This window comes from Pseudomonas sp. RIT288, from assembly GCF_000631985.1.
In the GTDB taxonomy this organism is placed as follows: domain Bacteria; phylum Pseudomonadota; class Gammaproteobacteria; order Pseudomonadales; family Pseudomonadaceae; genus Aquipseudomonas.
Window position 1 is genome coordinate 1 of record NZ_JFYN01000006.1, and the last position, 24,383, is coordinate 24,383.

Genomic DNA, 24,383 nt, shown 5'->3' on the forward strand with positions numbered 1-24,383 from the left:
GGCTTCAGCGGCGGCGGGGGCAGTTTCGGTGGCGGCGGTTCGTCCGGCGGCTGGTGAACACACAACAATAATGATCAGGCACTTTTCGACATGGCATTACTGACTGAACACGAACAACGCAAAGTCGCCGAGGCGATTGCCCGGGTCGAGCGCGACACCGACGCCGAACTGGTCACCGTGCTGGCGGCCCGCGCCGATGACTACGCGTACATTCCGCTGCTGTGGGCCAGCCTGCTGGCGCTGCTGGTACCGGGTATCGTCCATTACCTGACTGGCTGGCTGACGATGCACAGCCTGTTGCTGGTGCAGTGGGGACTGTTCATCGTCCTGTGCCTGCTGTTTCGCTTGCCGAAAGTCACCACCCATCTGATCCCGCGCCGGGTGCGGCACTGGCGGGCATCGAATCTGGCGCGGCGACAGTTTCTCGAACAGAACCTGCACCACACCGTCGGCAGCACCGGGATGCTGATCTTTGTCTGCGAGGCCGAACGCTACGTGGAGATTCTGGTGGACGAGGGGATTTCCCGGCGGCTGGACAACAAGAGCTGGGACGCGATTGTCGCCGCGTTCACCGAGCAAGTACGGCAGGGGCGCACGCTTGAGGGATTTGTCACCTGCATCGAGGCCTGTGGAGAATTGCTCAAGGTGCATGTGCCAGTGACGCAGGTACGCAATGAATTGCCCAATCGGTTGATTGTGTTGGGTTGACTCTCTGGCCGCAGTCATCCCCTGTGGCGAGGGAGCTTGCTCCCGCTGGGGCGCGAAGCGGCCCTGAACCCGGTTAACGCGGTTTGTCTGGTTAGTAATCGTCTGTTTTAACGACTGCTGCGCAGCCGAGCGGGAGCAAGCTCCCTCGCCACAGAAGCCCCGGTGTACTGGGTTCTTGTGCCGTTGGGTAAATAAGGACGTGTCCCCAACCCCTATCCCCCCTAAAATACCCGCCATTCCCGATTTCGCCCCGCCCGAGGCCGCTTGTTCATGTCCGTTACCGCCCCATCCGCGCCGTCCGCCAAATCGGCGCCCGATCATCACGCCCAGTTCATCGAGCTGCTGCAAACCAGCCTCGAACAGAACGGCTTCATCAAGCTGGTGCTGGCCAAGTACGTGGGGGAAGAGGCGGAGCTGCAGCGGATCATCATCAAAGCGGTGACGGTCAAGGCGCAGCCAAACCTGTCGTTCGTCTATCGCTACAAGACCCGCGACATCACCAAGAATCTGCCGCTGAGCGAAGGCGTGGCGGTGATTGCCGAGCTGTTGCCGGCCGCGTTCAAGAATGCGCATCTGCTGACCGTGACCGACGAAGCCCAGCTCGAATACAACAAAAAGGGCAAGAGTTCACTGTTCAAGAGCAAACCTCAGCAATTGCGTGAAGCGCCGTCCGCCGAGCACAACCGTGAGAAAAACCGTTTTCTGGACTTGAACCGGCCGTTCCTCAAGGATCTGGGCGTGACCAACGCGCAGCATGAGCTGATCCCGGCGATGTCGCGCAAGTGGAAGCAGATCAACAAGTTCATCGAAGTCTTCAGTCACGCCCTGACCTCGTCACCGCTGGCGCTGGACAAACCGGTGCGGGTTGCTGATTTCGGTTCGGGCAAGGGCTACCTGACGTTCGCCATCCACGATTACCTGCGCAACACGCTCAAGGCCGAAGGCGAAGTCACCGGCGTCGAGTTGCGCGAAGAGATGGTCAACCTGTGCAACGCCGCCGCGGCGAAGTTGGAGCACCCGGGGCTGGTGTTCAAGTGCGGTGACGTGCGCAGCGTGGCGCCGAGCGAACTGGACGTGATGATCGCCCTGCATGCCTGCGACATCGCCACCGACTACGCGATCCACACCGGCATCCGCTCGGGCGCGTCGATCATCATGTGCTCGCCGTGCTGCCACAAACAGATCCGCCTGCAGATCCAGAGCCCGGCGCTGCTCAAGCCGATGCTGCAATACGGTCTGCACCTGGGCCAACAGGCCGAAATGGTCACTGACAGCCTGCGCGCGCTGTTCCTCGAAGCCTGCGGTTACGAGACCAAAGTGTTCGAGTTCATCTCGCTGGAACACACCAACAAGAACAAGATGATTCTCGCGGTGAAACGCGCCGAGCCGGTGGATCCGGCTCAGCTATTGGTGAAGATTGCGCAGTTGAAGGCGTTCTACAACATCAGCGAGCACTGCCTGGAAACCCTGCTGCGCGCCGACGGCTTCCTCGCCTGACCTGGACCTTGTGGGAGCGAGCCTGCTCGCGAAGGCGGACTGCCAGCCACGGATGATGCTGGCTGTTATGGCCCCTTCGCGAGCAGGCTCGCTTCCACATGGGGTTTGATGGCGGTCTTGCGCCCGAGCATCACAGTGGCAATCACCCCGCAGGCAAACACCCAGGTGATCGGCTCGACATGTTCACCAAAGAACAGCGCCGAAAACGCGATGGTGAAGAAAATCTGCAGCAACTGGATCTGACTGACCCGCGCGATCCCGCCCATCGCCAGCCCGGCGTACCAGGCGAAGAAACCGAGAAACTGCGAGAACAGTGCCACGTAGCCGAACGCCCACCAGGTCTTGGCTGACACCGCGCCGTGATGCTGCAGCGCCAGGTACAGCACCGGGCCGATCAGCAGCGGCGTCGACAGCACCAGCGCCCAGCAGATCACCTGCCAGCCGCCCATTTCCCTGGCCAACCGGCCACCCTCGGCATAACCCAGACCGCCCACGGCAATCGCGCCGAGCATCAACAAGTCACCGGCCTGAATGCTCCCGGCGCCGGTGTACAACGCATAGCCGAGCACCAGCGCACTGCCCAGTGCGGCGCAGGCCCAGAAGGCTTTCGAAGGACGCTCGTGGGACAGCCAGGCGGCATACAGCGCCACGCACAGCGGCTGCAACCCGTTGACCAGCGCGCCATGGGACGCTGGCAAGGTCTGCATGGCCCACGCCGACAGCACCGGGAAGCCGAGAATCACCCCGGCGATCACCAGGCTCAGGCCTTTGATCTGCTGCCAGCTCGGCCACTTCTCGCGTCGCCAGAGCAACAGCGCCGCCGCAGGAATCGCCGCGAACAGCGCACGGCCGAGGCCGTTGAGCAGCGGATGCAGTTCCTGCACCACAATCCGGGTGAAGGGCAGGGTGAGGCTGAAAATCACAACCCCGAGCAGACCGAGGGCCATGCCGGTGTTTTCGCGCGAGGACATAGGAAGACCGAAATTGAAGGTGGCAGAGAACGACCTTCATCAAGCCATAAACCGTGGACTTCTGGCTGTTACAGCTAGGCACAGACTTAGGCGTACAGTTTGCGGACGCTATCGCGAGCAGGCTCACTCCTACAATTGGAATGCATTCCCCTGTAGGAGTGAGCCTGCTCGCGAAGAACGATAACGCGGTCTTCGAGGTAGTAGCCGGTTGTTACCTGCCCCAACGGATAAGGTCTACCTTGAATACTCCTGCAAGCCCATTCCCAGAGGAGTCCTGTCCATGGCTGCGAAAAAAATCCTGATGCTGGTCGGCGATTATGTCGAAGACTACGAAGTGATGGTGCCGTTCCAGGCCCTGCAAATGGTTGGTCACACCGTGCACGCCGTGTGCCCGGACAAGGCGGCGGGCAAGACCGTGCGCACCGCGATCCATGACTTCGAAGGCGACCAGACTTACAGCGAGAAACCCGGTCACCTGTTCGCCCTCAACTTTGATTTCGCCAAAGTCGCCGAGGCCGATTACGACGCGCTGTTGATCCCCGGAGGTCGTGCGCCGGAATACCTGCGCCTGAACGAAAAAATCCTGGAACTGGTGCGCGCTTTCGACAAGGCTGGAAAGCCGATCGCTGCGGTTTGCCACGGCGCGCAGCTGTTGGCGGCAGCGGGCGTTCTCGAAGGGCGCGAATGCAGCGCCTATCCGGCCTGCGCCCCGGAAGTGCGGCTGGCCGGTGGCACGTTCATCGATATCCCGGTGACCGACGGCCACGTTCAGGGCAATCTGGCAACTGCGCCAGCCTGGCCGGCGCACCCGAACTGGCTGGCCGGTTTCCTCGGCCTGCTTGGCACCAAGATCACCCTGTAACGAGGATTCGCCGATGTGCGAGCTCTACGTCAAGGCCGACCCGATTCTCTACGAATCCCGCTCGCGCTCGCTGCGCATCTGCGGCGTGGTGACGACGCTGCGCCTGGAAAACCAGTTCTGGGACATCCTCAGCGAAATCGCCGAAGTCGATGGCATGACCACCAATCAACTGATCGCCAAGCTGTATGAAGAGGTAATGGATTATCGCGGGGAGGTGGTGAATTTTGCCTCGTTTTTGCGGGTGAGTTGCACGCGGTATTTGAGTCAGCGGCGGGTGGCGGAGCCGCAGTTGTCGGTGGTGCGGGCGGTGGTGAAATAGCCAACACCGGGGTGACGCCTTCGCGAGCAGGCTCGCTCCCACAGTAGATCTCCAGTGAACACAAAACCTGTGAACACCCGGTATCTACTGTAGGAGCCAGCCTGCTGGCGATGGGGCCGGTACAGGCGACAGAAGTCTTGGGCTGGTCTTTACTCTGAAGCGCGAAACCTCTCAACCGCCAAGGAGAAACGAGTATGTCCGGATGGTACGAAGTGAGCAAAAGCAGCAACGGCCAGTTCAGGTTTGTGCTGAAGGCCGCCAACGCCGAAACCATTCTCACCAGCGAGCTCTACACCACCCGCGCGGCTGCCGACAACGGCATTGCTTCGGTGCAGACCAACAGCCCGCTGGATGAACGCTACGAGAAGAAGACCACCAGGGATGGCCATCCTTACTTCAACCTGAAGGCCGCCAACCACCAGATAATCGGCAGCAGCGAGTCCTATTCCAACGACGCCGCGTGTGCCAAAGGTATCGCCAGCGTCAAGGCCAATGGGCCGAGCAAAGTGATCAAGGACAAGACCTTGCCGGTGCTCTGAGTCCCGCACATCCCTCTGTAGGAGCAGCGGCACGCTGCGATCTTTTGATCTTGATTGTAAAGATCAGGATCAAAGGATCGCAGCCTCGTTTCACTCGACAGCTCCTACAGGGTTTTCAGGATGGTTTGCAGCTGCGTTTGTCCCGCCTCGCTCAACGGGAACACCGGTAGTCGTGGAGCGCCGACTTCCAGCCCGGTTTCACGCAATCCAGCCTTGATCGTCGCCGGCAAACCGCCCTTGAGGATGAAGTCCAGCAGCGGCAACTGGCGGTAGAACAACTCACGCGCCCGCTGCAGATCACCGGCCAGCGCAGCCGTATACAGATCCAGATTCAGCTGCGGGATCAGGTTCGGCGCTGCGGTGCACCACCCCCTGGCCCCGGCGGCAAACGCCTCCAGTGCCAGCGGATTGCAGCCGTTGTAGAACGGCACCTGACCTTCACCGAGCAATTGCAGCTTGTGCATGCGCTGAATGTCGCCGGTGCTCTCCTTGACCATGGTCACGTTTTCCACGCCATTGACGATGCGCAGAATCAGCTCGACTGACATGTCGGTGCCGCTGGTGGCCGGGTTGTTGTAGAGCATGATCGGCACGCCGATGCTGTCGCCGATGGCGCGGTAGTGAGCGAGGATTTCCGCTTCAGTCAGCTTCCAGTAAGACGCTGGCAGCACCATCACCACGTCGGCGCCGTGGGCTTCGGCGAAGCGTGCGCGGCGTACGGCTTTGGCGGTGGTCAGGTCGGACACGCTGACGATGGTCGGCACCCGTTTGGCCACGTGTTTGATGCTGAACTCGGCGACCTGATCCCACTCGGCGTCGCTCAGGTAGGCGCCTTCGCCGGTGCTGCCCAGCGGGGCGATGGCGTGGACGCCGCTGTCGATCAGGCGATCGATCGATTGGCCGAGCGCCGGCAGGTTCAGGCCTTCGCCATGGGCGCCGAACGGGGTGATGGTGTAGCCGATGATGCCGTGAATGTTGGACATGATGAGTCTCCGGAAAAAGCTGAAATCAGTTCAGGCAATCGGCGTGTTGGCGCAGGTTCTGCCGGGCGTAGTAGTTGAAGGCGGCGGCGTGGCGTTTGGGTTTCGACACCCAGTCATGGGCCTCGCGCCCCAGCGCCGGAATGATCGGCTTGATCGTACCGGCGGCCATCGCCAGCAACTGCAGTCTGGCGGCGCGCTCGATCAGTTGGGCGATGACACAGGCTTCTTCGATCGTGCTGCCGGTCGATAACTGGCCGTGGTGCGAGAGTAGGATTGCACGCTTGTCGCCCAGCGCACCGGCGATCAGTTCGCCTTCTTCGTTACCCACCGGCACGCCCGGCCAGCCTTCGAGAAACGCGCAGTCGTCGTACAGCGGACACAGGTCCATGTGGGAAATCTGCAGCGGCACTTCCAGCATCGACAGCGCGGCAATGTGCGTCGGGTGAGTGTGGATGATGCAGTTCACGTCTGGCCGGGCGCGGTACACCCAGCTGTGGAAACGGTTGGCCGGGTTGGCCATGCCGTGGCCTTCGAGCACTTCCAGGTCTTCGTTGACCAGCAGCAGATTGCTCGCAGTGATTTCATCGAAACCCAGGCCCAGTTGCTGAGTGTAATAGGTCCCCGGTTGTGGGCCGCGAGCGGTGATCTGCCCGGCCAGACCGGAGTCATGACCGCTCTCGAACAGGATCCGGCAGGTCAGCGCCAGCTTTTGCCGGTCAGTCCACGTATTATCCGCCAGGGTGTTTTGCATCTGGGTCAGCGCTTGCTTGACCAGTTGCGCTTTGGGTAGTGCTAATGTCTTGGCCATGTCTGTGTCCTTTGGGTGATTGCAAATGACACTAAAAAGCCTATATGACACAAAGTGTCATAAGCAAGCATAAATCGTCGTTTCCTTGATGGAATAACTGCTGCGCATGTCTATCCGTTTGAAATTGTTGAGAAAAAAACTTGGCGTAACGCTTGAGGCTCTGGCTGAAAAATCCGGAATGACCAAGAGTTATCTGTCGAAAGTCGAGCGTGGGCTGAACACCCCGTCGATCGCTGCCGCACTGAAACTGGCGAAGGCGCTGAACGTGAAGGTCGAGGAACTGTTCTCCGAAGACAACGTCAGCCTCGACAGCTACAGCCTGGTGCGCAGCCACGAACGCCAGTCACTGGCGGCCAACGATCAGAGCCCGGGGTATGCGGTGCTGGCGCATCAGGTCAGCGAACGCAACCTGCTGCCGTTCATCATCTACCCGCCGAGCGAGTTCACCGACAAGACCTTCAAGGAGCATTTGGGCGAGGAGTTTCTGTTCGTCCACGAAGGGCAGGTGGAAGTGGATTTCATGAGCGAGCGGGTGCTGCTGGAACGAGGCGATGCGCTGCATTTCAACGCGCAGAAGCCGCACCGGATCAGGTCGGTGGGCGAGGTGCAGGCGCAGTTGCTGGTGGTGGTGCACAGCAGCGAAGAATGAAGCAAAAATCAAAAGATCGCAGCCTTCGGCAGCTCCTACACTGATCTCTGTAGGAGCTGCCGCAGGCTGCGATCTTTTGGTCTTGCTTTAAACCTCGACGGGCACCGAAAGCTTCGGATTGCCCAACGCATGCGTCTTCGCATCAAAAAACCGCAACGCAACCCCGGTGCCCTCGAACACCTTCGCGTAATGCCGTTTCTGATGCTGGATGAACGCCGCACTGCGCGGATAAATCGAGATCGCCACGCTCGCCGGTTTCGCCAGGCGCAGCGCCCTCACGATGTGAGCATCCTGCTCGCCCAAAGCATGACCGAAGATGCACAGGTTCTGCGCGTGCCCCAATAACTGCTCATGACAGAACGACAGATAATCCGAACTGCGGATGGTCTTGAGCTTGTCCGCGCTCGGCCCTTCGTTGACGAACAGCGGCACGTCGTCGAGCGTCTTGATCGTGTTGTTGATTGCGAAACTGCCGAGCAGGGTGCCCTCGGTCGAGGTCAGTTTGCGCGCGGTGCCGTCCTGATTGCGCACCAGGTGCAGACCGCCGTGCAGGTACAGCAGACGCGGTTTGGCGCTGGCGCTGGCGCTCAGATCAAAACTGGCGTCGGGGCCATTGAACAGGTCGTCGATGGCCTCGCTGCGATGCTGGATCGCCCAGTAGCTGAGCAGGTCGTAATTGGTGGTGAACACCGTGCGATACCGCGCCAGCTCTTCATTGAGCGAGGCCAGGGTCGAGGCTTGCACCAGGCGCCATGGAATGTGTACCGCGTGCACGGTATTGATCAGCGCTTCCTTGATCGCGTAGTAGCGATTGCGCGGTGCGGCCGAGCTGACGGCCAACGCCTTGTTGACCCGGCTGGTGGTTTTCAGCGCGCCGAGTACCTGCTCGAAGCTGCGCGTCTGCATTGCATCGAACACGCTCAGTTCCGACGGGCTCAGCGGTTTCTCTTCCACGGTGCGCGCGTTTTCGAACAGCGAGTCGTAGCCGAAATCATCCCACACCGCGCGGCTGGCGCCATTGCCCACCAGCAGACCGTTGAAGTCGGCGGTGGCGCGCAGTGCGCTCCAGTCTTCGAGGGTGGCATCGACGTCCAGAAAATCGGTCATTGCGTGGGCAGTCTCAAAACAAAGGGCGGATGGACGGCGACTTTATCACGAGCGGGCATTGAGCCAGATCAACATCGGTGGTGACCGATCGGTCGATCCTGTGCACATCCGCCGTATCGGAGCAGTCGATTCGGCCCCAGTCCAGGAGACGCGCATGAGCAGCACCTTTTTTATTCCGGCCGTAAACATCATGGGCAACGGATGCCTCGACGAAGCCATGGTTGCGATCCGCAACTACGGCTTTCGCAAGGCGCTGATCGTCACCGACGCGGGGCTGGCCAAGGCGGGCGTGGCGACCATGGTCGCCGAGAAACTGGCGATGCAGGACATCGATTCGGTGATCTTCGATGGCGCCAAGCCGAACCCGAGCATTGCCAACGTCGAGTCCGGGCTGGGGCTGCTCAAGGAAAGTCGCTGCGATTTCGTGGTATCGCTGGGCGGCGGTTCGCCCCATGACTGCGCCAAGGGCATTGCCCTGTGTGCGACCAACGGCGGGCAGATCCGCGACTACGAAGGCGTCGATCAATCGAGCAAGCCGCAGTTGCCGCTGATCGCCATCAATACCACCGCCGGCACTGCCAGTGAGATGACCCGTTTCTGCATCATCACCGACGAATCGCGCCACGTGAAAATGGCCATCGTCGATCGCAACGTCACGCCGCTGCTGTCGGTCAACGACCCGGCCCTGATGGTCGCCATGCCGAAAAGCCTGACTGCCGCCACCGGCATGGACGCGCTGACCCACGCCATCGAAGCCTACGTTTCGACTGCGGCCAACCCGATCACTGACGCCTGCGCGCTGAAGGCCATGACCCTGATCAGCAACAACCTGCGCCTGGCCGTGCGTGTCGGCAGCGACCTTGCGGCGCGGGAGAACATGGCTTACGCGCAGTTCCTCGCCGGCATGGCGTTCAACAACGCATCGCTCGGCTACGTGCATGCGATGGCCCACCAGTTGGGCGGTTTCTACGACTTGCCCCATGGCGTGTGCAACGCCGTGTTGCTGCCGCATGTGCAGACCTTCAACGCGTTGGTCTGTGCCGAACGTCTGACCGACGTCGCCCACGCCATGGGCGCGGACATTCGTGGTTTCAGCCCGGAAGAGGGCGCTCAGGCGGCGATCAACGCGATCCGTTGCCTGGCCAGGGACGTCGACATTCCCGGCGGTCTGCGTGAACTCGGCGCCAAGCTCAGCGACATTCCGGTGCTCGCCACCAACGCGCTGAAAGATGCATGCGGCCTGACCAACCCACGGGCGGCGGATCAGCGGCAGATCGAGGAGATTTTCCGTAACGCGTTTTGAGCAGGGTACAGCCTCGACACGTTCCGAAGTTTTTCGCGCCACTTCTGACGCCATCGCGAGCAGGCTCACTCCTACAGGGGAACGCATTTCAACTGTAGGAGTGAGCCTGCTCGCGATGACTGTCTTCCAGACATCGAATAACCTCTGGATTAACCGGCAGGTGCCAGATTCCTGCTCGTCGCCCCACCAAACTGAATCAACACCACCCCGCCAATCAGCAACAACGCCCCCAGCACGCGCGACACCGTCAGTTGTTTTTCCACCAGCCCGAACAGCCCGAAGTGATCGAGCAGCATCGACGCAATCACCTGCCCTGCCAACGCCAGCGCAACAAATCCCGACGCGCCAAGCCTTGGCAACAACATCACCGCCAGCGCCACAAAACACACGCCGAACGCACCGCCAGCCCACATCCACAACGGTGCCTTGCTGATAAACCCCAGCGACGGCAGCGGCAGGCGCAACGCCAGAATCACCGGCAACAGCACCAAGACACTCACCAGCAATGAGGCCAAGGTTGCCCATAGCGGATGGCCGAGCCCGCGCGCCAGATTGCTGTTGATCGCACTTTGAAACGGCACCACCGCCCCGGCAAACGCGGCCAGCAGCAACAAACCGGTCCACTGCAATGTACTCATGATCACTCTCCAACAGGTTTTGCTGGACTCTAGAGTATTCGTCGCGCAGATTTAAATTCCGTTTTGTCATCCAGAACATGCACAAGATGAATGATCTGCGCCGTATCGATCTCAACCTGCTGGTGGTCCTCGACGCCTTGCTCAGCGAGCAACACGTCACCCGCGCCGCCGAGCGGCTGCACCTGAGTCAACCGGCGGTCAGCCATGCGCTGGCGCGTCTGCGCGACTTGCTCGGCGATCCGCTGCTGGTGCGCGCCGGCTCGACCCTGGTGCCGACGGCGCGGGCGCTGGAACTGGTTGCGCCACTGGCCGAAGCGTTGGCCCAGGTGCAGTCGCTGCTGGCGCCGAACACTTTCGATCCGGCCACTGCGCGGCGGACCTTTCGCGTGGCGATGTCCGACTATGGCGCGGCCATCATCCTGCCCGGGCTGATCCGCATCTTGCGCCACGAGGCGCCGGGCATCGATCTGCAGATCAGTCATGCCAGCCGCGAGGGCATGCTGGAGGGTGTGCTCAACGGTGACATCGATTTGGCCGCCGGGGTGTTCCCGGAAATGCCCAACGAATTGCGCAGCAGCGTGCTGTTCGAAGAGCGCTATGTGTGCCTGCTGGATCGTCGCAGCTTGCCGGCCAACGGCGTACTGGATTTGCCGACCTATCTGTCGCGCCCGCACGTTCTGCTGGAAATGCGCGGCAGCGGTACCCCGGAAATCGAACGGGCGCTGACCTCATTGCGCGAACGCCGCCGCGTTGCCATCAGCCTGCCGCACTGGAACGTCGCGCCGCAGTTGATCAGTGGTACGGATTTGATTCTCACCGTTTCGTCGCGCAGCGTGCGCGAGATCGATCAGCAGGAATTGATTGTGCTGCCGCCACCGTTCGAGATTGCGCCGTTCACCTTTGTACTGGCGTGGCACAAGCGGCGGGGGGCGGATCAGGCGTTGAACTGGTTGAATCACCGGATTGAGGAGGGGATAGTGCGCGGCTGAAAACGTTATCAAGGAGTGGAATGTGACAGTGAAGTCTGGATGGATCGGCTGGGTGGCCCTGAGTGGATGGTTGATGGCAGGGCAGGTGTTCGCCGAGTGCACGCCGTCAGCGGTGACAGGACAGTGGGATTTTTCTGTCTGCAAGGATTGGCCTGTCGATCCGGCCCTGACGATCAATGCGATAGCAAAATTTGAACCGGATCCGGTGTACGCCCATGGCGACAGAATCGGCACTTACGATCTGGATTTATCCGTGTCGTCAGCCGAGAACTTGAAACCGCTCGCTACCTTTCATCGACCGTCCGCATTCCAGACTGACGCCTTCGCGCTGGAGAGCCTGGAACTGGACACGGCGCGCTACAAACTCACTTCTGACCTTCGTGCCTTTGGCGTCCGGGCCGTTTTCAAAGGCTCCTCGCGCGTCAACCCTCTGGATGAAACCCAGCTGTCGCTCTATGTGAAAGAAGGCGGCAAACTGCGTCCGGTACTGGATCGGATGCTGGTTTACCGCTTCAGCGGCGAATGGGATGGCAATTGCGCGGGCGAACGTGCGACCACTGTCAGCACGATCGAAATAGGCAAAACCAGCTCTCACGGATTTGCCGACCTGATCGTGAAATCGGTCACCACCGGCGTGAGTGGCGAGGGGCCGCCAGACAATTGCGAAATGAAGACCACGAACAATAAACCCGTGCTGACCACTCTGCACTACGACGGAAAATCCTACGTTTTGCCAAACGGTTTCCAAGGCCTGTAAGCCGCCCGCCAAACACGACACCTATCAAGGAAGAACCATGCTCAACCCCACCAGACTCCTGATCGCCCTCGGTTTGCTGGCCATCACCACCCAGGCCCACGCCGCCTGCACCACCAAGAGTTTCGACGGCAAATCCATGTCGCGCTGCAATGTCTGGCCGGCGTTCCCGAGTCAGGCGATTTCGGTCAAGTCCACCTATCTTGCCGATTCCGCTGGCGACGATGCCGGGGCGTTCGATCTGGATCTGGCGCTCCTCAATGCGAGTAACGCCAAACCCATCGCCACCTACCGTAAGCCGGGCGCCTACAACTCCGATGCCGTGCGCCTGGATGATGTACGCATCGACACGGCGCGCTACCGATTGACGCCGGACATCCGCGCTTTTGGGCTGCGAGCGAAATTCGTGCACAGTTCTCAGGCCATGCCCTACGAGAAAACCGATCTGGCGCTGTATGTGCGCGAGGGTGACAGCCTGCGCCCGGTGCTTGAGGGGCTGGTGGTGTTCAAGAACAACGGTGAGTTCGTGAATGACTGCGAGGGCTACCGCAAAAAAATCCGCCGGACGCTCGAGATCGCTCCAACGAGTCACAATGGTTTCGCCGATCTGATCGTCACCACCAGTGGCAGCAAAATGAAAAACAACAAGTCCGGCAATCAGTGCGTTTCGACAAACACCGAGCTGAAGAAAAAGCAGATCACCCTGATTTACGATGGCCAGCAGTACAACGTCCCTGAAGATCTCCGAGGTTACTGACCCATGCTCACCGGTCTCAACCACCTGACCCTTGCCGTCAGTGATTTGCCGCGAAGTCTCGCGTTCTATCGCGATGTGCTAGGTCTGCGCGTCGAAGCCACGTGGGACGCCGGTGCCTATCTGTCGCTGCCGGGTTTGTGGGTGTGTCTGTCGCTGGACGCACAGCGCAGCGGCGAGCCGTCCGTCGACTACACGCATTACGCGTTCAGTCTGGCCGAGGCGGATTTTTCGTCGTTCGTGCAGAAGCTAAAAGTGGCGAACGTGCGGGAGTGGCGTGACAACCGCAGCGAAGGTGCGTCGTTCTACTTTCTCGATCCTGATGGCCACAAGCTTGAGGCTCACGTCGGCGATCTGGCTTCTCGACTGGCAGCGTGTCGGTTGAAACCGTACTCGGGCATGCGATTTTACGACGCGCCGTGATCAGGCGTTGCGGGCTGATATAGACTGGCCATCATTTGTACTGGCGCCAGCAGGTTTTTCATGACTCCATCGCTGCTAATGGCCGTTCTGGCCTCGGGTTTCATTTACGGCATCACGCCCGGGCCAGGCGTTCTGGCGGTGTTCGGCATCGGTGCGGCACATGGGCGACGGGCCGGGGCCGGGTTTCTTTGTGGGCATTTGCTTGGCGATGTGGTCTGGTGCAGCACCGCGCTGATCGCCATCGTCGGTGCCCGCGAGATCGGCAGCACCGCGTTCGATGTGCTGGGTGTGCTCAGCGGTTTGTACCTGTTCTGGCTCGGCTGGCGTGCAGTGCGGGCCAAGCGGCGCAGCGCTGATCAGCCACAGGGCGCAGCGCGTCAGCCGTTCTGGCACGGCATCCTGTTCGGCCTGACCAATCCCAAGGCTTATCCGGTGGCGGTCGCGACGTTTACCGCGCTGCTGTCGAGTCGCGCCGAACTGCTCAACTGGTCGATGCTGCCGGCGTTGATCGCCCTGAGCTTCTTCGGCGGGTTGCTGGCTTACGCTATCTTGATCGGCGTTGTTGGCGCCCGAGGGGTACGCACGCTGTATCAGCGTCACGAGCTGATGATCACCCGACTGTGCGGGGTAATGTTCATCGGTTTTGCGATCAACGCACTGATGCACGCACTACCGGGATTGCTGCCGAACAAGGCTTGAAGTTGTGTGCAGGGATGCGTGAACAAAGGGTCAGGGATGGTTGAACAGTGCTGCATTGTCCGGACACCCACGCTGAACCATGGAAAGCCGAAATTCCGCGCCGTTGGCGAGTTATATGGACCTGTTGCTGGATGCCGTCTGTGCAGTGGACAGACAGGGCCGTTTCGTTTTTGTCAGTGCCGCCTGCGAGCGTATTTTCGGTTATACGCCTGACGAGTTGATCGGCCGGTCAATGATCGAACTGGTGCATCCCGCAGACCGCCAGCGCACCCTCGCCGCCGCCCGCGACATCATGGGCGGCGAACCCAAGCACAATTTTGAAAACCGTTACGTGGGCAAGGATGGCCGCATTGTGAACATCCTCTGGTCGGCGCGCTGGTCGGAGGTCGATCAGCTGCGCATCGCCGTTGCCCGCGACATCACCGAGCGCAAGCAGGCGGAATCGCGTCAGGCTGCGCTGTATGCGATTTCCGAAGCGGCGCATGTCGCCGAAGACTTGCTGGCGCTGTTCAAGCGCATCCACCTGATCATCGGCGAGTGGTTGCCGGCGCTGAATTTCTCCGTGGCACTGTACGACGAGCACTGTGCGCAGCTGAATTTTCCTTATCACGTCGACGATCACGAATTGCAGCCCGAGCAACCGGGCACCGTCACCGGGCGTTTGTGTACGGAGGTCATCCGCAGCGGTCAGCCGATTCTGCTGACGCCGGACAGTCCCGACGCCTCGCCCGACTTTGCGGCGCTGGTGGCGGGGGAGGACTCACCCTGCTGGCTCGGTGTGCCGCTGAACTCGAAGAACGGCACCATCGGTGCGCTGATCGTCAAAAGTCTGCCGGGCGGCGAGCGTTACACCGAACAGGACAAGGAACTGCTGCAATACGTCTGCGCCCAAGTCGCCACCGCCATCGAGCGCCAGCAGCTGCACGCGCGGCTCAAACGCATGGCGCAGTACGATCAACTGACCCAGTTGCCCAATCGCGGCTTGCTCAAAGAGCGCCTCAAGGCTGCGCTGGCCGCTGCCCGCGAAACCTCGGGAAACATGGCGCTGCTGTACGTCGATCTGGATCGCTTCAAACAGGTCAACGACACCTTTGGCCATGCGGTCGGCGACATGCTGCTGCAAACGGTGGCGAGTCGGCTCAAGGGCTGCGTACGCGATACCGATACCGTGGCGCGCATAGGTGGCGACGAATTCGTGGTGCTGTTGCACAGCGTTCACGCCGCTGAAGACGCCGACAGCGTGGCCGGAAAAATTCGCCAGGTGCTGATGCAGCCGATGCGCCTGGACGGTCACAACCTGCACATCGAACCGAGTATCGGCGCGGCCCGTTATCCCGAACATGGCAGCGAGGAGCAGCAGCTGTTCCGGCATGCCGACCAGGCAATGTACGCCGCCAAACGCCTCAATCATCGGGCGGTAGATGGCTGAAACAGTGCGCGCCGTTCGTCGCGGCGCGGGCAACTTTTCTAAACCTTTGGCAGTTCGGCAATTCTCAATCCAGGCGGGCACCTGCTCGCCAACGATCAACACCAAGAGGAAGAGAATCATGCCTAATTCAAGAAACTCGAACTCGGGAAACTTCGCCAACGATCGAACGAAGGCCTCTGAAGCCGGTCGCAAAGGTGGGAAAACCACCACCACGACGGTCGACAAAGAGCCTGCGAAAACCGAAATGGGCCGCAAACCAGCTCAGAAATCGAAGTAGTCGGTGAGGTAGTTTTGATTGAGAGGCGGGGGCGCAAGCTCCCGCTTGAATTTGCAGAGAGAGGAGGGCGCGACCATGAGCCGGATGGCCACCCAGATACGTTGTTTCAGTTTTGCCACGCTGTTGGGATTGTTCGCGGGCACAGCATTCGCCCAGTCGCCTGCCGACTTCATCAACGATGCGTCCGCCAAAGGCATGGCCGACATCGAGGCCAGCCGTCTGGCGCACCAGAAATCCGAATCCAAAGAGGTCAAGGATTACACCATCGTTGTGATCAATGACCGCACCACGGCCAACCAGCATCTGGCGAAGATCGCGAAGAAACTCGATCTGCCGGTCGCTCCCCGTGAAGAAATCGCCGACAAGGCCAAGACCATGATCCCGCAGGTCAAGGACGGGGAAACCTTCGACCAGGCCTACGCCGCGAGTCAGGTGAAAGCGACCGAAGAGGCCATCCAGCAGATTCAGCAGGAAGCGCAGTCTACCGACGTGCCGGAAATCAAGGCATTTGCCGACGAGACATTGCCAAAGCTGCAAAGCCATCTCGAAATGGCGCGAGCGCTGCAGGCCAGTCGCTGATACCACCTGCAAATCAAAAGATCGCAGCCTGCGGCAGCTCCTACATGGAACGGTGTAGGAGCTGCCGCAGGCTGCGATCTTTTGATTTTTTTAACTTTACTTAGCAGTCATTCAAATCCTGCTTCGGCTTGCTCTTCTCCCCCAGCCCCTCAAGGTTGAACACCTCACTCTCGCCCAGGCTGCGGTAATGCTTGCGCAGCGCCTCGAGTTGTTTGAGATCCAGCGACTCCAGCCCGAGCATCGCGTTCTGCGCTTCCTTGTTCACCCGCAATAACTCATCAAGCTTCAGATGCAGGATGTCGGTATCACGGTTCTGCGTGTTCTGGATCAGGAACACCATCAGAAAGGTGATGATCGTGGTCGAGGTGTTGATGATCAGTTGCCAGGTGTCATTGAAATCAAAAATCGGCCCGCTCAAACCCCACAGAAAAATCAGGATCAATGCGCCCATGAAGGTTTTCGGGCTACCGGCCCAGAGGGCCAGGGTCTGGGAGATTTTCGCGAATTTCATTGCGGTGTTCCTTATTGGGGTTGCCTGAATTTCAGACAGTGACGGCGTTGCGAAAATTCTGTTTTTTGCAGGCATGCCCCTGAAAAACCGGTCTTGCGACCGGCTTCGATTGACATAGGCTCAGGACGTCACTTGGGCCTCAACCTCCCACTGAAAGAAACCCGCCACTTCGCACTGCTGATTGACCAGCATGAAACCCAATGCGCACTGGGCGGTGCCGGGTGTTTTCGGGGTGCATGTCCAGAAATGGTCGTCTGCCTTGTGGCTTCCTGGTAAGGACGGCGATTCAGGGTTGGGCGCGGGGACGGTGAGGCCGGTGTGAACTTGCAGTTGCGGGGCAGAAAGTACGCTGCTGTTATCGACGGTCAGGCGGTAGGCGACCACGCTGTGTTCGGCGATCAGGCTGACGCTTCTGACGCGAAAGTGAACGTCACGGCCCATCACGACCAAGACTTTAGTATTGCTGTCATTTGTAACTGTTTCTGTTGAGTTATTACCCGTGGCTAAAAAGATAAATCCATCGGCAATGTCTGTAGGGGTGGCCGGATCCAGGCCGGGTGCTGGATAGTGCGCAAGCAGAGATTCGGCATCGACGATCAGCAACACATTCTGCGCGCTGTCGACGGTGGAGGAAGGGGATGTGATCGGTTCGGAAGTCATCATGGATTCCTTTCATGACGTCGCTACAAGCTGGCGGCCGCATCGGTCAAGGCAAGACATCCTGTTCCGGCCGGGGCGGCAGCGGATCGGTGGAGCCCCTCGTTGCCAAGGGGCTCGCTACATCGTCAGTTGTGGATGGAGATGAACGGGTCCCACGAGCAGCAGCCGATGATCTGGCAGTTGCGGTCGACGATCAGGAAGTGGAAGTGATAGGTCACACGGCCGCAATCCAGGGTCTCGGATGACCAGTAATGGTTGTCGACTTTCTGGCAGCTCGGTACGGATGGATTTTCTCGGTTTGGCACTGCAACGCACGCCGTGGCCTTGCGCGGTGAGGGTGGGGAGATCAGGTCGGCCCCCGCGTTGCCGATGAATTTGTAGAAAATTACCGCCTGTTCGAAGCTCTGCGACAGGCTGGTTTCACGCCAGCGGATCAGATCGCCGACCTGCGCCTTGAGGTCCAGTTCACCACCGGCCTGGCCACTGACGACGTTGTCCTGGTTGGTGACCATGTACACATGATGCCAGTCGATCAGCGTGGGATTCTTCGGATCCTTGCTGATGTTGGGATACTTTTTCAGAATGGTTTCAGTGTCGATGGAAACCAGAATATCCGTAACTCGAGACATGGTGATGCTCCTTTTTCATAGTGAACGTCGGACTGCAATCCAGGCACGACGACGCTTGCTTGCCGTATGGCTTTTGCGAGCACACTACTGGGGGAACCCTTCGGTCATGAGGGACGGGCAGGCCGTGCTCCTTGCACGAGATTCTGTGTGATCGGGTTCCTTCCGACTGCCGCAAATTGACTATAGGTAGGATTCTTTAGCTGTCAAAAACGCTTGTAGATGGCTCGACGGACGGTCGAGAAATACATAGATATCGATGAATTGGCGATAAGCTGGTCGCTGCCTGAAACCGTTTGCAATGAGTCGCTCTGGAACTGCGCGCAGCGCTGCCTGTATCGTGACGAACCGCTGGAATGTCCCGACAGGAGAACGCAATGAGTTGGTCCGCCAGACAATACGTCGCTTTTGAAGATGAACGCACCCGCCCGGCCCGTGATCTGCTGGCGGCGATTCCCACGGTTCAGGCGCGATCGGTGGTCGATATCGGTTGCGGCCCAGGTAACTCCACCGAGCTGCTGGTGCAGCGTTTTGAGCAGGCGCAGGTCCGTGGACTGGACAGTTCGGCAGACATGATTGCCGCGGCGCGCAAGCGCCTGCCGCAGTTGCAGTTCGAGGTCGCGGAAATCGATAGTTGGGCGGATCGAGGGCCGTTCGATGTGATCTTCGCCAATGCCGTGTTGCAGTGGGTGCCGGATCACGCGACGTTGCTGCCGGCGTTGGCGGGTAAGCTTTCGGACGGTGGCAGTCTGGCGATCCAGATGCCGGACAACCTCAACGAGCCTTCCCATCGACTGATGCGTGAAGTCGCCGCCAAAGGCCCATGGGCAGCGAAACTCGCCGGCGCCGCGGGGCAGCGCACCGAGATGGCCAGTGCCAGCGATTACTTCTCGATGTTGCGTCCGTACTGTTCACGGGTCGATGTGTGGCGCACGACCTATCACCATCAACTGTCGGGCGGGGCAGCGGGGGTGGTGGAGTGGTTCAAGGGCAGTGGCTTGATTCCGTTTTTGAACCCGCTGACAGAAGAGGAGCGGGCGCAATACCTGCAGCATTATCTGGCGGCGGTTGCCGAGGCATATCCGGCGTTACCGGACGGTTCGGTGCTGTTGCCGTTCCCTCGGTTGTTTATCGTCGCGACTCGGTAAGGCAAACAGCAATTCTGTGGCGAGGGAGCTTGCTCCCGCTGGACTGCGAAGCAGGCCCAAGATCTTCGGGGCTCTTCGCGCCCCAGCGGGAGCAAGCTCTCTCGCCACAATGTATATGCCGCGAGTTAGCGCTGCACCCCCACCAACATCATCATCGGCCGCTCCCGCTCTTCAGCCAGCGCCGGTTGCGCGGCCACCTCTGCATCGCTTGGCCCCCATTCGTTGAGATGGCGAATGGCAAAGCCCGCCGCGATCAACGAATTCAACAGCGTGCCAATCGTGCGGTGCTGCTTGATCACCCCGTCGGCCAGCCAGTGAGTCACCCGCTCGCCTTCCATTTGATAACTGTCCAGCGGCCAGCGCTTGCGACCATCACTGTCGACCAGCCAGCCTGGATTGCGCGGGGCCATGAAGATCGGGTGCTCGATGGAGAACACAAAATGCGAACCCGGTTTCAGCGCCGCGTACAGACGAGCGAAAAGCCCCTGCAGATCCTTGATGTAGTGCAGCGCCAGCGAACTGTAGGCCAGATCGAAACTGCAGGCCGGCAGGTCGAGGTGTTCAAGATCGGCGCGTTCATAGCGGATGTTCGCCGCCGCGGTGGTTTCGCGCGCGCGCTCGAGCATCTTTTCCGAGACATCCAGCCCCAGCACATTGGCGGCGCCGTGTTCACTGGCCCAGCGGCTGAACCAGCCATAGCCGCAGCCGAGGTCGACCACATTCAAGTCGTGCATCGATGGCAGCAAAGCCTTGAGTGCCGGCCACTCCGGCGCGGCATCGAGGCCGCCGATGGAGCGGTTCATCTGGCTGTAACCCTGGAAAAACTCAGGATCGTCGTAAATATTTTGCGTCATGGGGGAAGTGCTCTTTTGAGTTCGGTCATCAGCGGCACAGTGGCCGCGCCATGGAGTCCCTCGAAAGTGAGAACGCGTATTCGTCGATGGCCGCGCAGGGGGAGGGATGGTGGGTGATGGGGAAATGCTAGCGGGTCGTGGGGACGGTGAGAACCGTGGGTGTGTTGTGGATCTGTAATGTCGGAAAAATCTTCAGGGTTTCAGAAAATTTGATTTGCAAGGATATGCAGTCATCGCAACAGCTTGAGGTTGTGATCAATTCGGCTTTGGAGGGTACGCGGGTTTCCTGAGTGATCACGCCAGGATAAAGATCATTTGCCACAGTCGAGAATTGGCTGGATACCTCGCAAAAGCGCTCAATGACAACTCTTGCCTCATAGGCTCCAACCTCCGCTTCTTCTGCCAGTCCAAGCATGGCCTTTCGGTCGATTCCAGCGCTTCGCCCATCACATCCATCTGGTGATACCCACCCGGCCCCTCGCAAAAGGTCACATCGTAGGCCGGGGCTAATTTCCAATCGCCAGCTCGCGACATGGTGTAGGCAAAATTCTTGGGATGATCATCCCGGTTGTGGAACGCAACGTTGAAAACAGCACGCTCGAACGCCCGTGCTTTTTCACGTACATCATTGGTACATCTTTGGGTGGCGCGCAGTAAGTTGACATAGTCCAATGCCCCCGGAGAGCAGAGAATCTGCACGGGTAAAGGCTGCGAGACTTTGCATGGGGACGCGTAGTCCGTCTTGTCGATCAAACCGTCTGCTGGCGAAGGAAGCCATTCCATCTGACAGACTGAAGTACTGCGTATCCGGCGTTTGAATGCAGCAGAGGCGCAGGCAATCGGCATAAACCATTTCGATGGCACGCACGTCGGGATGTTCGTGTTGGGCAGGGAATTTCACCCCTCAGGTGCTAAGGGTTTGAACGACAGGGCACCCATGGCATTGTTGCCGATGTAGGCGAGTCGCTCCAAAGCTCCGGTGCGTGCGGGATTCAGGCCGCGATGTTTGAATAGACGATCCATCAGCAGCATGCCCCAGCCGTCAGGCAACGAGTCATAGACGAGGCCTGGCAATCCCAACTGATGTGGCGGGAAATCCCGGCTTAATTTGGCGCCTTGCAAAGGAAGTTTCAGGGACGATAATTCCAGCCCTCTTTTTTTGCTTCGTCGCTGTACTCAAACACCACCACCAGCGGACGGCCGGTCAGCGCTGCGGTGGAAGCCAGTGCCCCATCGCCAATGTTCACCCCAACCCTCGTAGTAGACGTCTGCTTTCTCAAGCATTGTCGGATTTCCTTTTGATGCGGTAACGCTTGGCACTGTTTTCGTAGCGCAGGATGTCGTCCAGGGTTTCAAGCTTTGGCAAGAACAGGTTTTCGAGTTCCTTACTGCGCCCAAGTACCATGGCAGCACGTACCAGATTTTCGAAGCCCACATTACGCCCGGCTTCAAGATTGGATACCGTGTTGGTTCCGATGCCGGCACGTTCGGACACGTCCGCTTGTGTCATTTCCAGAGCGAGTCGATCAGTGCGCAGGCGTTCACAGATCCGCTTGACGATCTCACTCGGCTTGCTAAGGCTTAAATCCACCATAATGGGTGTTACACCTCAAAAGCTACTTTAAAGCCGGTAATCCTGGATTTATCCCGGGAACTTGTTATCCATGCATTATTCCTGAAAATCGTGGCTTATCTTTTGAAAGTCGCAATAACCCACAGATAAATGGAATTATTCAAATTTGGTTGAGGAGAGGTTCGAGTCAGGAGAATCATCATTCATGGTGCCTTCCCACAAATCCCGGACACAAAAAAACCGGCCCTGTAGGCCGGTTTTTTCTGTTCCTGCATCCCCCGTCATAACACGACGTGAGACCTGAATGAGTGGAGCGGGTAGAGGGAATCGAACCCTCAACTAAAGCTTGGGAAGCTTTCGTTTTGCCACTAAACTATACCCGCTCAGAACGGCTGACTTTGTACCAGAGTCGGGCGCAGATTTGAAGTTTTTCTTTTGCTCGCAGCGCGTTACAGCATTGAAGACGGTCATTCGCGGGCGAATCTGCAGGACAGTCCATGCTGGTTTTTCAGCCCTGCAGACTCGCTCGCGACGACGCTTTTTCAAATGGCCAATGCATGGTGATCCTGGACGAACGCGTAACGCGTTCGGCTCGACTGCGTTGAGGGTTTCAGGAAACCAAGCAGGGCGTTCTGGCTATCGCGGCACGCAGCCTTGTGTTCCATGTCGAGGAAGTGGCCGGTGGCCTGCAGCGTGGTGAAGGTGCTGTGCGCCACATGGTTGCCGAATATCCGGGCGTCTTCGGCGGCGGTGTATTCATCCCATTCGCCGTTGAGAAACAGCACCGGCACGTTGATCTTCTTCGCCACATTCAAATAGCACTGACGATCGCTGTGCAGTACGTCACTGATGTGGAAGTGCATCTGCCCGTATTCGTGCTCGGCCAGGCTGCTGACGTGGCGATAGTTGAAGCGCTTGAACAGTGACGGCAGGTGTTTGCCGATAGTGCTGTTGACCAGGTGCCCGACGCGGTCGCCGTCGCGCTGGCCGAGGTAATCGACACCGCGCTCCAGGTAATCAAGCATGTGTGCGTTGATCACTGGCGAGAACGAGCTGATCACTGCTTTCTCGATACGCCGCGGCTGGTGCGACAGGGCAACCAGGGTCGCCGCACCACCCCAGGAAAACGACAGCACGTGTTCGGCGCCGAAGTGGTCGATCAGCTCCAGCAGGATCTGCCCCTCGACTTCCTTGGTCAGATGTTTCTCGTGACGATTGTGGATTTTCGACTTGCCCGCGTAGGGCTGGTCGTAGCAAACCACGTTGAATTGTGGGTGCAGGTTTTTCACCGTCTGTGCAAACGACGCAGTCGTGGCCATCGAGCCGTTGACCAGGATGATGGTCTTTTCTGCGGCGTCTGCGCGATAGAACTCCGTGTAAACCCGATACTGACCCTGTATATCCAGCACAGCGATTTCTGGCCTCATGTCATAAGACTCCTGGCAAGCAAGCGGGTATGCGCGCAAATAGAGATTGCACGAGCTTTGTGACAGGTAGGCATACGCCTGGAAATTGCTTGGCCCATGTCGATCCATGACTGCGGTCGACGGGTGTTGTTATTGGCGGGCAGTCTGCCGGCTGAGGCGCAACCCAAGGGCTGACGACCGGCAAAAAGTTTCTTGGAAGTATGTTGTGACTAATCGGTCACAATTTGGCCGACGTCCTGATTCAAGCAGTGGGAGCGGGATCGCGCAAGTGTCGTTGGTAAATTGTTCGACAACTTCTGCTGAGCGGTAGCAGGCTTAGAGCAAATGGATCTCTTCGGTGCGCAAAGCGCGGTACTCGCCCGGTTTTAGCGCGTTATCGAGCAACAGCGGGCCCATTGATTCGCGGTGCAGGCGCAAGACTTTGTTGTTGAAGTGACCAAACATGCGCTTCACCTGATGGTAGCGACCCTCGACGATGCTCAGGCGCGCCGCTCTTGGGCCGAGCACTTCGAGTTGCGCCGGTTGCGTGGTCAGGTTTTCGAAGGCGAAGTAGATGCCTTCGGCAAACGTGAGCGCGTATTGCGGCCCGATCTCCTGTTCGGTCTCGACGTAATAGACCTTCGGCAGTTTGGTCTGCGGTTGGGTCAGGCGTCGCGACCAGCTGCCATCGTTGGTGATCAGCATCAGTCCGGTGGTGTTGAAGTCCAGGCGACCGGCGATGTGCAGGTCGTTCTTGTCCGGTTCATCGATCAGGTCAAGCACGGTCGGATGTTGCGGATCGCGGGTGGCGCTGACGCAGCCGGGCGGTTTGTGCAGCATGAAATAGCGTGCCGGTTTGCCGAGTTGCAGGACTTCGTCGTCGACTTCGACGCGGCTGAATTCCAGCACTTCGCTGTGCGGGTCGCTGACGACTTTTCCGTCAATCCGCACGCGCTTCTCTACCAGCAACAGGCGAACCTGCTGACGGTTGTAGCGGGGCAGGTTGCTGAGAAAACGGTCGACGCGCATGGTCAGGAATCGGTGGACAAAGGGCCGCGCATCTTACGGGATCGGCCGCGTCGCTGCTTGCAGTTGCGCTTCTACCTGAGCGCAACGCGGGCACAGGCAGGATTGATTGCGCAGTTCGGCCGGCAGCGCTTCGAGCACTGCCGGGTCGATGCTCACGCCAAAGCACCAGCAGGCCTGGTCGGCAGTGCGCGGGTCGGCGAGGGTGCAGTCGTTGCGCGCGCCACAGGCCGGGCAGAGGTCGGGTTTAATGTCGGAATCAGGCATAAGTCGAGTGAGGCATTTCCATGC

At 59.3% G+C, this 24,383-nt stretch carries 29 protein-coding genes, 1 tRNA gene and 1 pseudogene; 16 read left to right on the forward strand and 15 right to left on the reverse strand.

What is annotated here, in order from left to right; translation table 11 throughout:
* Positions 1 to 90 precede the first annotated feature (90 nt).
* Complete coding sequence (locus BW33_RS07240) at positions 91 to 708, forward strand: TPM domain-containing protein (protein WP_047598035.1); 618 nt, start codon at positions 91 to 93, stop codon at positions 706 to 708.
* Between the two features lie 270 nt (positions 709 to 978).
* Positions 979 to 2,205, forward strand: coding sequence for a class I SAM-dependent methyltransferase (locus BW33_RS07245; protein ID WP_047598037.1), 1,227 nt, complete (start codon positions 979 to 981; stop codon positions 2,203 to 2,205).
* A 65-nt stretch (positions 2,206 to 2,270) separates the two neighbouring features.
* Here the strand turns inward: BW33_RS07245 and BW33_RS07250 are convergent, their stop codons facing one another.
* The gene (locus BW33_RS07250) at positions 2,271 to 3,176 is read right to left on the reverse strand and encodes a DMT family transporter (RefSeq protein WP_047598038.1); all 906 of its coding nucleotides are present in this window, start codon (positions 3,174 to 3,176) and stop codon (positions 2,271 to 2,273) included.
* Positions 3,177 to 3,456: 280 nt separating this feature from the next.
* Here BW33_RS07250 and BW33_RS07255 point away from each other — a divergent pair, with 280 nt between their 5' ends.
* The 3 genes from BW33_RS07255 to BW33_RS07265 all read left to right on the forward strand — a co-directional run bounded on the left by BW33_RS07255 (position 3,457) and on the right by BW33_RS07265 (position 4,896).
* Complete coding sequence (locus BW33_RS07255; RefSeq protein WP_047598039.1) at positions 3,457 to 4,038, forward strand: DJ-1/PfpI family protein; 582 nt, start codon at positions 3,457 to 3,459, stop codon at positions 4,036 to 4,038.
* A gap of 13 nt (positions 4,039 to 4,051) precedes the next feature.
* Complete coding sequence (locus BW33_RS07260) at positions 4,052 to 4,357, forward strand: ribbon-helix-helix domain-containing protein (protein WP_047598040.1); 306 nt, start codon at positions 4,052 to 4,054, stop codon at positions 4,355 to 4,357.
* A 194-nt stretch (positions 4,358 to 4,551) separates the two neighbouring features.
* Positions 4,552 to 4,896: a YegP family protein gene (locus BW33_RS07265; RefSeq protein ID WP_047598042.1), complete on the forward strand. Its 345-nt coding sequence runs from the start codon at positions 4,552 to 4,554 to the stop codon at positions 4,894 to 4,896.
* A 104-nt stretch (positions 4,897 to 5,000) separates the two neighbouring features.
* Here BW33_RS07265 and BW33_RS07270 read toward each other — a convergent pair whose 3' ends face one another.
* Entirely contained in the window at positions 5,001 to 5,882 is an 882-nt protein-coding gene (locus BW33_RS07270) for a dihydrodipicolinate synthase family protein (RefSeq protein ID WP_177327468.1), read from the reverse strand.
* A 22-nt stretch (positions 5,883 to 5,904) separates the two neighbouring features.
* Positions 5,905 to 6,687 (reverse strand): aldolase, encoded by a 783-nt coding sequence (locus BW33_RS07275; protein WP_047598045.1) that lies wholly within the window; start codon positions 6,685 to 6,687, stop codon positions 5,905 to 5,907.
* 106 nt (positions 6,688 to 6,793) lie between these two features.
* On the opposite strand from BW33_RS07275, the gene BW33_RS07280 reads away from it, so the two are divergent.
* A complete protein-coding gene (locus BW33_RS07280) occupies positions 6,794 to 7,336 on the forward strand; it encodes a helix-turn-helix domain-containing protein (protein WP_047598046.1) in 543 nt (180 codons plus the stop codon).
* An 87-nt stretch (positions 7,337 to 7,423) separates the two neighbouring features.
* On the opposite strand, the gene BW33_RS07285 is transcribed toward BW33_RS07280, so the two are convergent.
* A complete protein-coding gene (locus tag BW33_RS07285; RefSeq protein WP_047598047.1) occupies positions 7,424 to 8,443 on the reverse strand; it encodes a DUF4917 family protein in 1,020 nt (339 codons plus the stop codon).
* Between the two features lie 154 nt (positions 8,444 to 8,597).
* Here BW33_RS07285 and yiaY point away from each other — a divergent pair, with 154 nt between their 5' ends.
* A complete protein-coding gene (gene yiaY, locus BW33_RS07290; RefSeq protein ID WP_047598048.1) occupies positions 8,598 to 9,746 on the forward strand; it encodes an L-threonine dehydrogenase in 1,149 nt (382 codons plus the stop codon).
* 149 nt (positions 9,747 to 9,895) lie between these two features.
* Here the strand turns inward: yiaY and BW33_RS07295 are convergent, their stop codons facing one another.
* Complete coding sequence (locus BW33_RS07295) at positions 9,896 to 10,384, reverse strand: DMT family transporter (protein ID WP_047598049.1); 489 nt, start codon at positions 10,382 to 10,384, stop codon at positions 9,896 to 9,898.
* A gap of 77 nt (positions 10,385 to 10,461) precedes the next feature.
* On the opposite strand from BW33_RS07295, the gene BW33_RS07300 reads away from it, so the two are divergent.
* From BW33_RS07300 to BW33_RS07330, 8 genes are all read left to right on the forward strand, one after another.
* A complete protein-coding gene (locus BW33_RS07300; RefSeq protein WP_177327467.1) occupies positions 10,462 to 11,373 on the forward strand; it encodes a LysR substrate-binding domain-containing protein in 912 nt (303 codons plus the stop codon).
* 22 nt (positions 11,374 to 11,395) lie between these two features.
* Positions 11,396 to 12,130 (forward strand): hypothetical protein, encoded by a 735-nt coding sequence (locus BW33_RS07305; protein WP_047598051.1) that lies wholly within the window; start codon positions 11,396 to 11,398, stop codon positions 12,128 to 12,130.
* A gap of 37 nt (positions 12,131 to 12,167) precedes the next feature.
* Positions 12,168 to 12,884: a hypothetical protein gene (locus tag BW33_RS07310; RefSeq protein WP_047598052.1), complete on the forward strand. Its 717-nt coding sequence runs from the start codon at positions 12,168 to 12,170 to the stop codon at positions 12,882 to 12,884.
* Positions 12,885 to 12,887: 3 nt separating this feature from the next.
* Entirely contained in the window at positions 12,888 to 13,304 is a 417-nt protein-coding gene (gene fos, locus BW33_RS07315; RefSeq protein ID WP_047598053.1) for a fosfomycin resistance glutathione transferase, read from the forward strand.
* Positions 13,305 to 13,364: 60 nt separating this feature from the next.
* A complete protein-coding gene (locus tag BW33_RS07320) occupies positions 13,365 to 14,003 on the forward strand; it encodes a LysE family translocator (RefSeq protein ID WP_047598054.1) in 639 nt (212 codons plus the stop codon).
* A 79-nt stretch (positions 14,004 to 14,082) separates the two neighbouring features.
* Complete coding sequence (locus BW33_RS07325; RefSeq protein WP_047598055.1) at positions 14,083 to 15,432, forward strand: sensor domain-containing protein; 1,350 nt, start codon at positions 14,083 to 14,085, stop codon at positions 15,430 to 15,432.
* A gap of 118 nt (positions 15,433 to 15,550) precedes the next feature.
* A complete protein-coding gene (locus BW33_RS28325; protein ID WP_003222499.1) occupies positions 15,551 to 15,709 on the forward strand; it encodes a KGG domain-containing protein in 159 nt (52 codons plus the stop codon).
* Positions 15,710 to 15,784: 75 nt separating this feature from the next.
* Entirely contained in the window at positions 15,785 to 16,288 is a 504-nt protein-coding gene (locus BW33_RS07330) for a DUF4142 domain-containing protein (RefSeq protein WP_047598056.1), read from the forward strand.
* A gap of 100 nt (positions 16,289 to 16,388) precedes the next feature.
* On the opposite strand, the gene BW33_RS07335 is transcribed toward BW33_RS07330, so the two are convergent.
* From BW33_RS07335 to BW33_RS07345, 3 genes are all read right to left on the reverse strand, one after another.
* On the reverse strand, positions 16,389 to 16,799 hold the full coding sequence (locus BW33_RS07335; RefSeq protein WP_047598058.1) for a low affinity iron permease family protein: 411 nt from the start codon (positions 16,797 to 16,799) through the stop codon (positions 16,389 to 16,391).
* 120 nt (positions 16,800 to 16,919) lie between these two features.
* The gene (locus BW33_RS07340) at positions 16,920 to 17,459 is read right to left on the reverse strand and encodes an AidA/PixA family protein (protein WP_047598059.1); all 540 of its coding nucleotides are present in this window, start codon (positions 17,457 to 17,459) and stop codon (positions 16,920 to 16,922) included.
* 125 nt (positions 17,460 to 17,584) lie between these two features.
* Entirely contained in the window at positions 17,585 to 18,088 is a 504-nt protein-coding gene (locus BW33_RS07345; RefSeq protein WP_008076892.1) for an inclusion body family protein, read from the reverse strand.
* Between the two features lie 374 nt (positions 18,089 to 18,462).
* Between BW33_RS07345 and tam the strand changes: the two genes are divergently transcribed.
* Complete coding sequence (tam, locus tag BW33_RS07350; RefSeq protein WP_047598061.1) at positions 18,463 to 19,233, forward strand: trans-aconitate 2-methyltransferase; 771 nt, start codon at positions 18,463 to 18,465, stop codon at positions 19,231 to 19,233.
* A gap of 125 nt (positions 19,234 to 19,358) precedes the next feature.
* Here tam and BW33_RS07355 read toward each other — a convergent pair whose 3' ends face one another.
* From BW33_RS07355 to BW33_RS07385, 7 genes and pseudogenes are all read right to left on the reverse strand, one after another.
* Entirely contained in the window at positions 19,359 to 20,087 is a 729-nt protein-coding gene (locus tag BW33_RS07355) for a class I SAM-dependent methyltransferase (protein ID WP_047598064.1), read from the reverse strand.
* A 230-nt stretch (positions 20,088 to 20,317) separates the two neighbouring features.
* Positions 20,318 to 21,371: pseudogene (locus BW33_RS07360) on the reverse strand (type II toxin-antitoxin system HipA family toxin).
* Entirely contained in the window at positions 21,364 to 21,681 is a 318-nt protein-coding gene (locus tag BW33_RS07365; protein WP_047598066.1) for a helix-turn-helix domain-containing protein, read from the reverse strand. The pseudogene BW33_RS07360 and the gene BW33_RS07365 overlap by 8 nt, the downstream one beginning before the upstream one ends.
* 288 nt (positions 21,682 to 21,969) lie before the next feature.
* Positions 21,970 to 22,043: transfer RNA gene (locus BW33_RS07370), tRNA-Gly, on the reverse strand.
* Positions 22,044 to 22,202: 159 nt separating this feature from the next.
* The gene (locus tag BW33_RS07375) at positions 22,203 to 23,087 is read right to left on the reverse strand and encodes an alpha/beta fold hydrolase (protein ID WP_047598068.1); all 885 of its coding nucleotides are present in this window, start codon (positions 23,085 to 23,087) and stop codon (positions 22,203 to 22,205) included.
* A 315-nt stretch (positions 23,088 to 23,402) separates the two neighbouring features.
* On the reverse strand, positions 23,403 to 24,095 hold the full coding sequence (locus BW33_RS07380) for a pseudouridine synthase (RefSeq protein ID WP_047598069.1): 693 nt from the start codon (positions 24,093 to 24,095) through the stop codon (positions 23,403 to 23,405).
* Between the two features lie 33 nt (positions 24,096 to 24,128).
* The gene (locus BW33_RS07385; protein ID WP_047598070.1) at positions 24,129 to 24,359 is read right to left on the reverse strand and encodes a cysteine-rich CWC family protein; all 231 of its coding nucleotides are present in this window, start codon (positions 24,357 to 24,359) and stop codon (positions 24,129 to 24,131) included.
* Between the last annotated feature and the right edge of the window lie 24 nt (positions 24,360 to 24,383).

What these genes read in the sequence shown, in the direction of transcription:
- BW33_RS07310 (WP_047598052.1), top strand. Translation starts at nt 12,168, where the DNA reads ATGCTCAACCCCACCAGACTCCTGATCGCCCTCGGTTTGCTGGCCATC.
- BW33_RS07345 (WP_008076892.1), bottom strand. Translation starts at nt 18,088, where the DNA reads ATGTCTCGAGTTACGGATATTCTGGTTTCCATCGACACTGAAACCATT.
- BW33_RS07340 (WP_047598059.1), bottom strand. Translation starts at nt 17,459, where the DNA reads ATGACTTCCGAACCGATCACATCCCCTTCCTCCACCGTCGACAGCGCG.
- BW33_RS07255 (WP_047598039.1), top strand. Translation starts at nt 3,457, where the DNA reads ATGGCTGCGAAAAAAATCCTGATGCTGGTCGGCGATTATGTCGAAGAC.
- tam (WP_047598061.1), top strand. Translation starts at nt 18,463, where the DNA reads ATGAGTTGGTCCGCCAGACAATACGTCGCTTTTGAAGATGAACGCACC.
- BW33_RS07325 (WP_047598055.1), top strand. Translation starts at nt 14,083, where the DNA reads ATGGAAAGCCGAAATTCCGCGCCGTTGGCGAGTTATATGGACCTGTTG.
- yiaY (WP_047598048.1), top strand. Translation starts at nt 8,598, where the DNA reads ATGAGCAGCACCTTTTTTATTCCGGCCGTAAACATCATGGGCAACGGA.
- BW33_RS07335 (WP_047598058.1), bottom strand. Translation starts at nt 16,799, where the DNA reads ATGAAATTCGCGAAAATCTCCCAGACCCTGGCCCTCTGGGCCGGTAGC.
- BW33_RS07375 (WP_047598068.1), bottom strand. Translation starts at nt 23,087, where the DNA reads ATGAGGCCAGAAATCGCTGTGCTGGATATACAGGGTCAGTATCGGGTT.
- BW33_RS07320 (WP_047598054.1), top strand. Translation starts at nt 13,365, where the DNA reads ATGACTCCATCGCTGCTAATGGCCGTTCTGGCCTCGGGTTTCATTTAC.
- BW33_RS07355 (WP_047598064.1), bottom strand. Translation starts at nt 20,087, where the DNA reads ATGACGCAAAATATTTACGACGATCCTGAGTTTTTCCAGGGTTACAGC.
- BW33_RS07260 (WP_047598040.1), top strand. Translation starts at nt 4,052, where the DNA reads ATGTGCGAGCTCTACGTCAAGGCCGACCCGATTCTCTACGAATCCCGC.
- BW33_RS07275 (WP_047598045.1), bottom strand. Translation starts at nt 6,687, where the DNA reads ATGGCCAAGACATTAGCACTACCCAAAGCGCAACTGGTCAAGCAAGCG.
- BW33_RS07280 (WP_047598046.1), top strand. Translation starts at nt 6,794, where the DNA reads ATGTCTATCCGTTTGAAATTGTTGAGAAAAAAACTTGGCGTAACGCTT.
- BW33_RS07265 (WP_047598042.1), top strand. Translation starts at nt 4,552, where the DNA reads ATGTCCGGATGGTACGAAGTGAGCAAAAGCAGCAACGGCCAGTTCAGG.
- BW33_RS07295 (WP_047598049.1), bottom strand. Translation starts at nt 10,384, where the DNA reads ATGAGTACATTGCAGTGGACCGGTTTGTTGCTGCTGGCCGCGTTTGCC.
- BW33_RS07245 (WP_047598037.1), top strand. Translation starts at nt 979, where the DNA reads ATGTCCGTTACCGCCCCATCCGCGCCGTCCGCCAAATCGGCGCCCGAT.
- BW33_RS07330 (WP_047598056.1), top strand. Translation starts at nt 15,785, where the DNA reads ATGAGCCGGATGGCCACCCAGATACGTTGTTTCAGTTTTGCCACGCTG.
- BW33_RS07250 (WP_047598038.1), bottom strand. Translation starts at nt 3,176, where the DNA reads ATGTCCTCGCGCGAAAACACCGGCATGGCCCTCGGTCTGCTCGGGGTT.
- BW33_RS07240 (WP_047598035.1), top strand. Translation starts at nt 91, where the DNA reads ATGGCATTACTGACTGAACACGAACAACGCAAAGTCGCCGAGGCGATT.
- BW33_RS07300 (WP_177327467.1), top strand. Translation starts at nt 10,462, where the DNA reads ATGCACAAGATGAATGATCTGCGCCGTATCGATCTCAACCTGCTGGTG.
- BW33_RS28325 (WP_003222499.1), top strand. Translation starts at nt 15,551, where the DNA reads ATGCCTAATTCAAGAAACTCGAACTCGGGAAACTTCGCCAACGATCGA.
- fos (WP_047598053.1), top strand. Translation starts at nt 12,888, where the DNA reads ATGCTCACCGGTCTCAACCACCTGACCCTTGCCGTCAGTGATTTGCCG.
- BW33_RS07385 (WP_047598070.1), bottom strand. Translation starts at nt 24,359, where the DNA reads ATGCCTGATTCCGACATTAAACCCGACCTCTGCCCGGCCTGTGGCGCG.
- BW33_RS07285 (WP_047598047.1), bottom strand. Translation starts at nt 8,443, where the DNA reads ATGACCGATTTTCTGGACGTCGATGCCACCCTCGAAGACTGGAGCGCA.
- BW33_RS07380 (WP_047598069.1), bottom strand. Translation starts at nt 24,095, where the DNA reads ATGCGCGTCGACCGTTTTCTCAGCAACCTGCCCCGCTACAACCGTCAG.
- BW33_RS07365 (WP_047598066.1), bottom strand. Translation starts at nt 21,681, where the DNA reads ATGGTGGATTTAAGCCTTAGCAAGCCGAGTGAGATCGTCAAGCGGATC.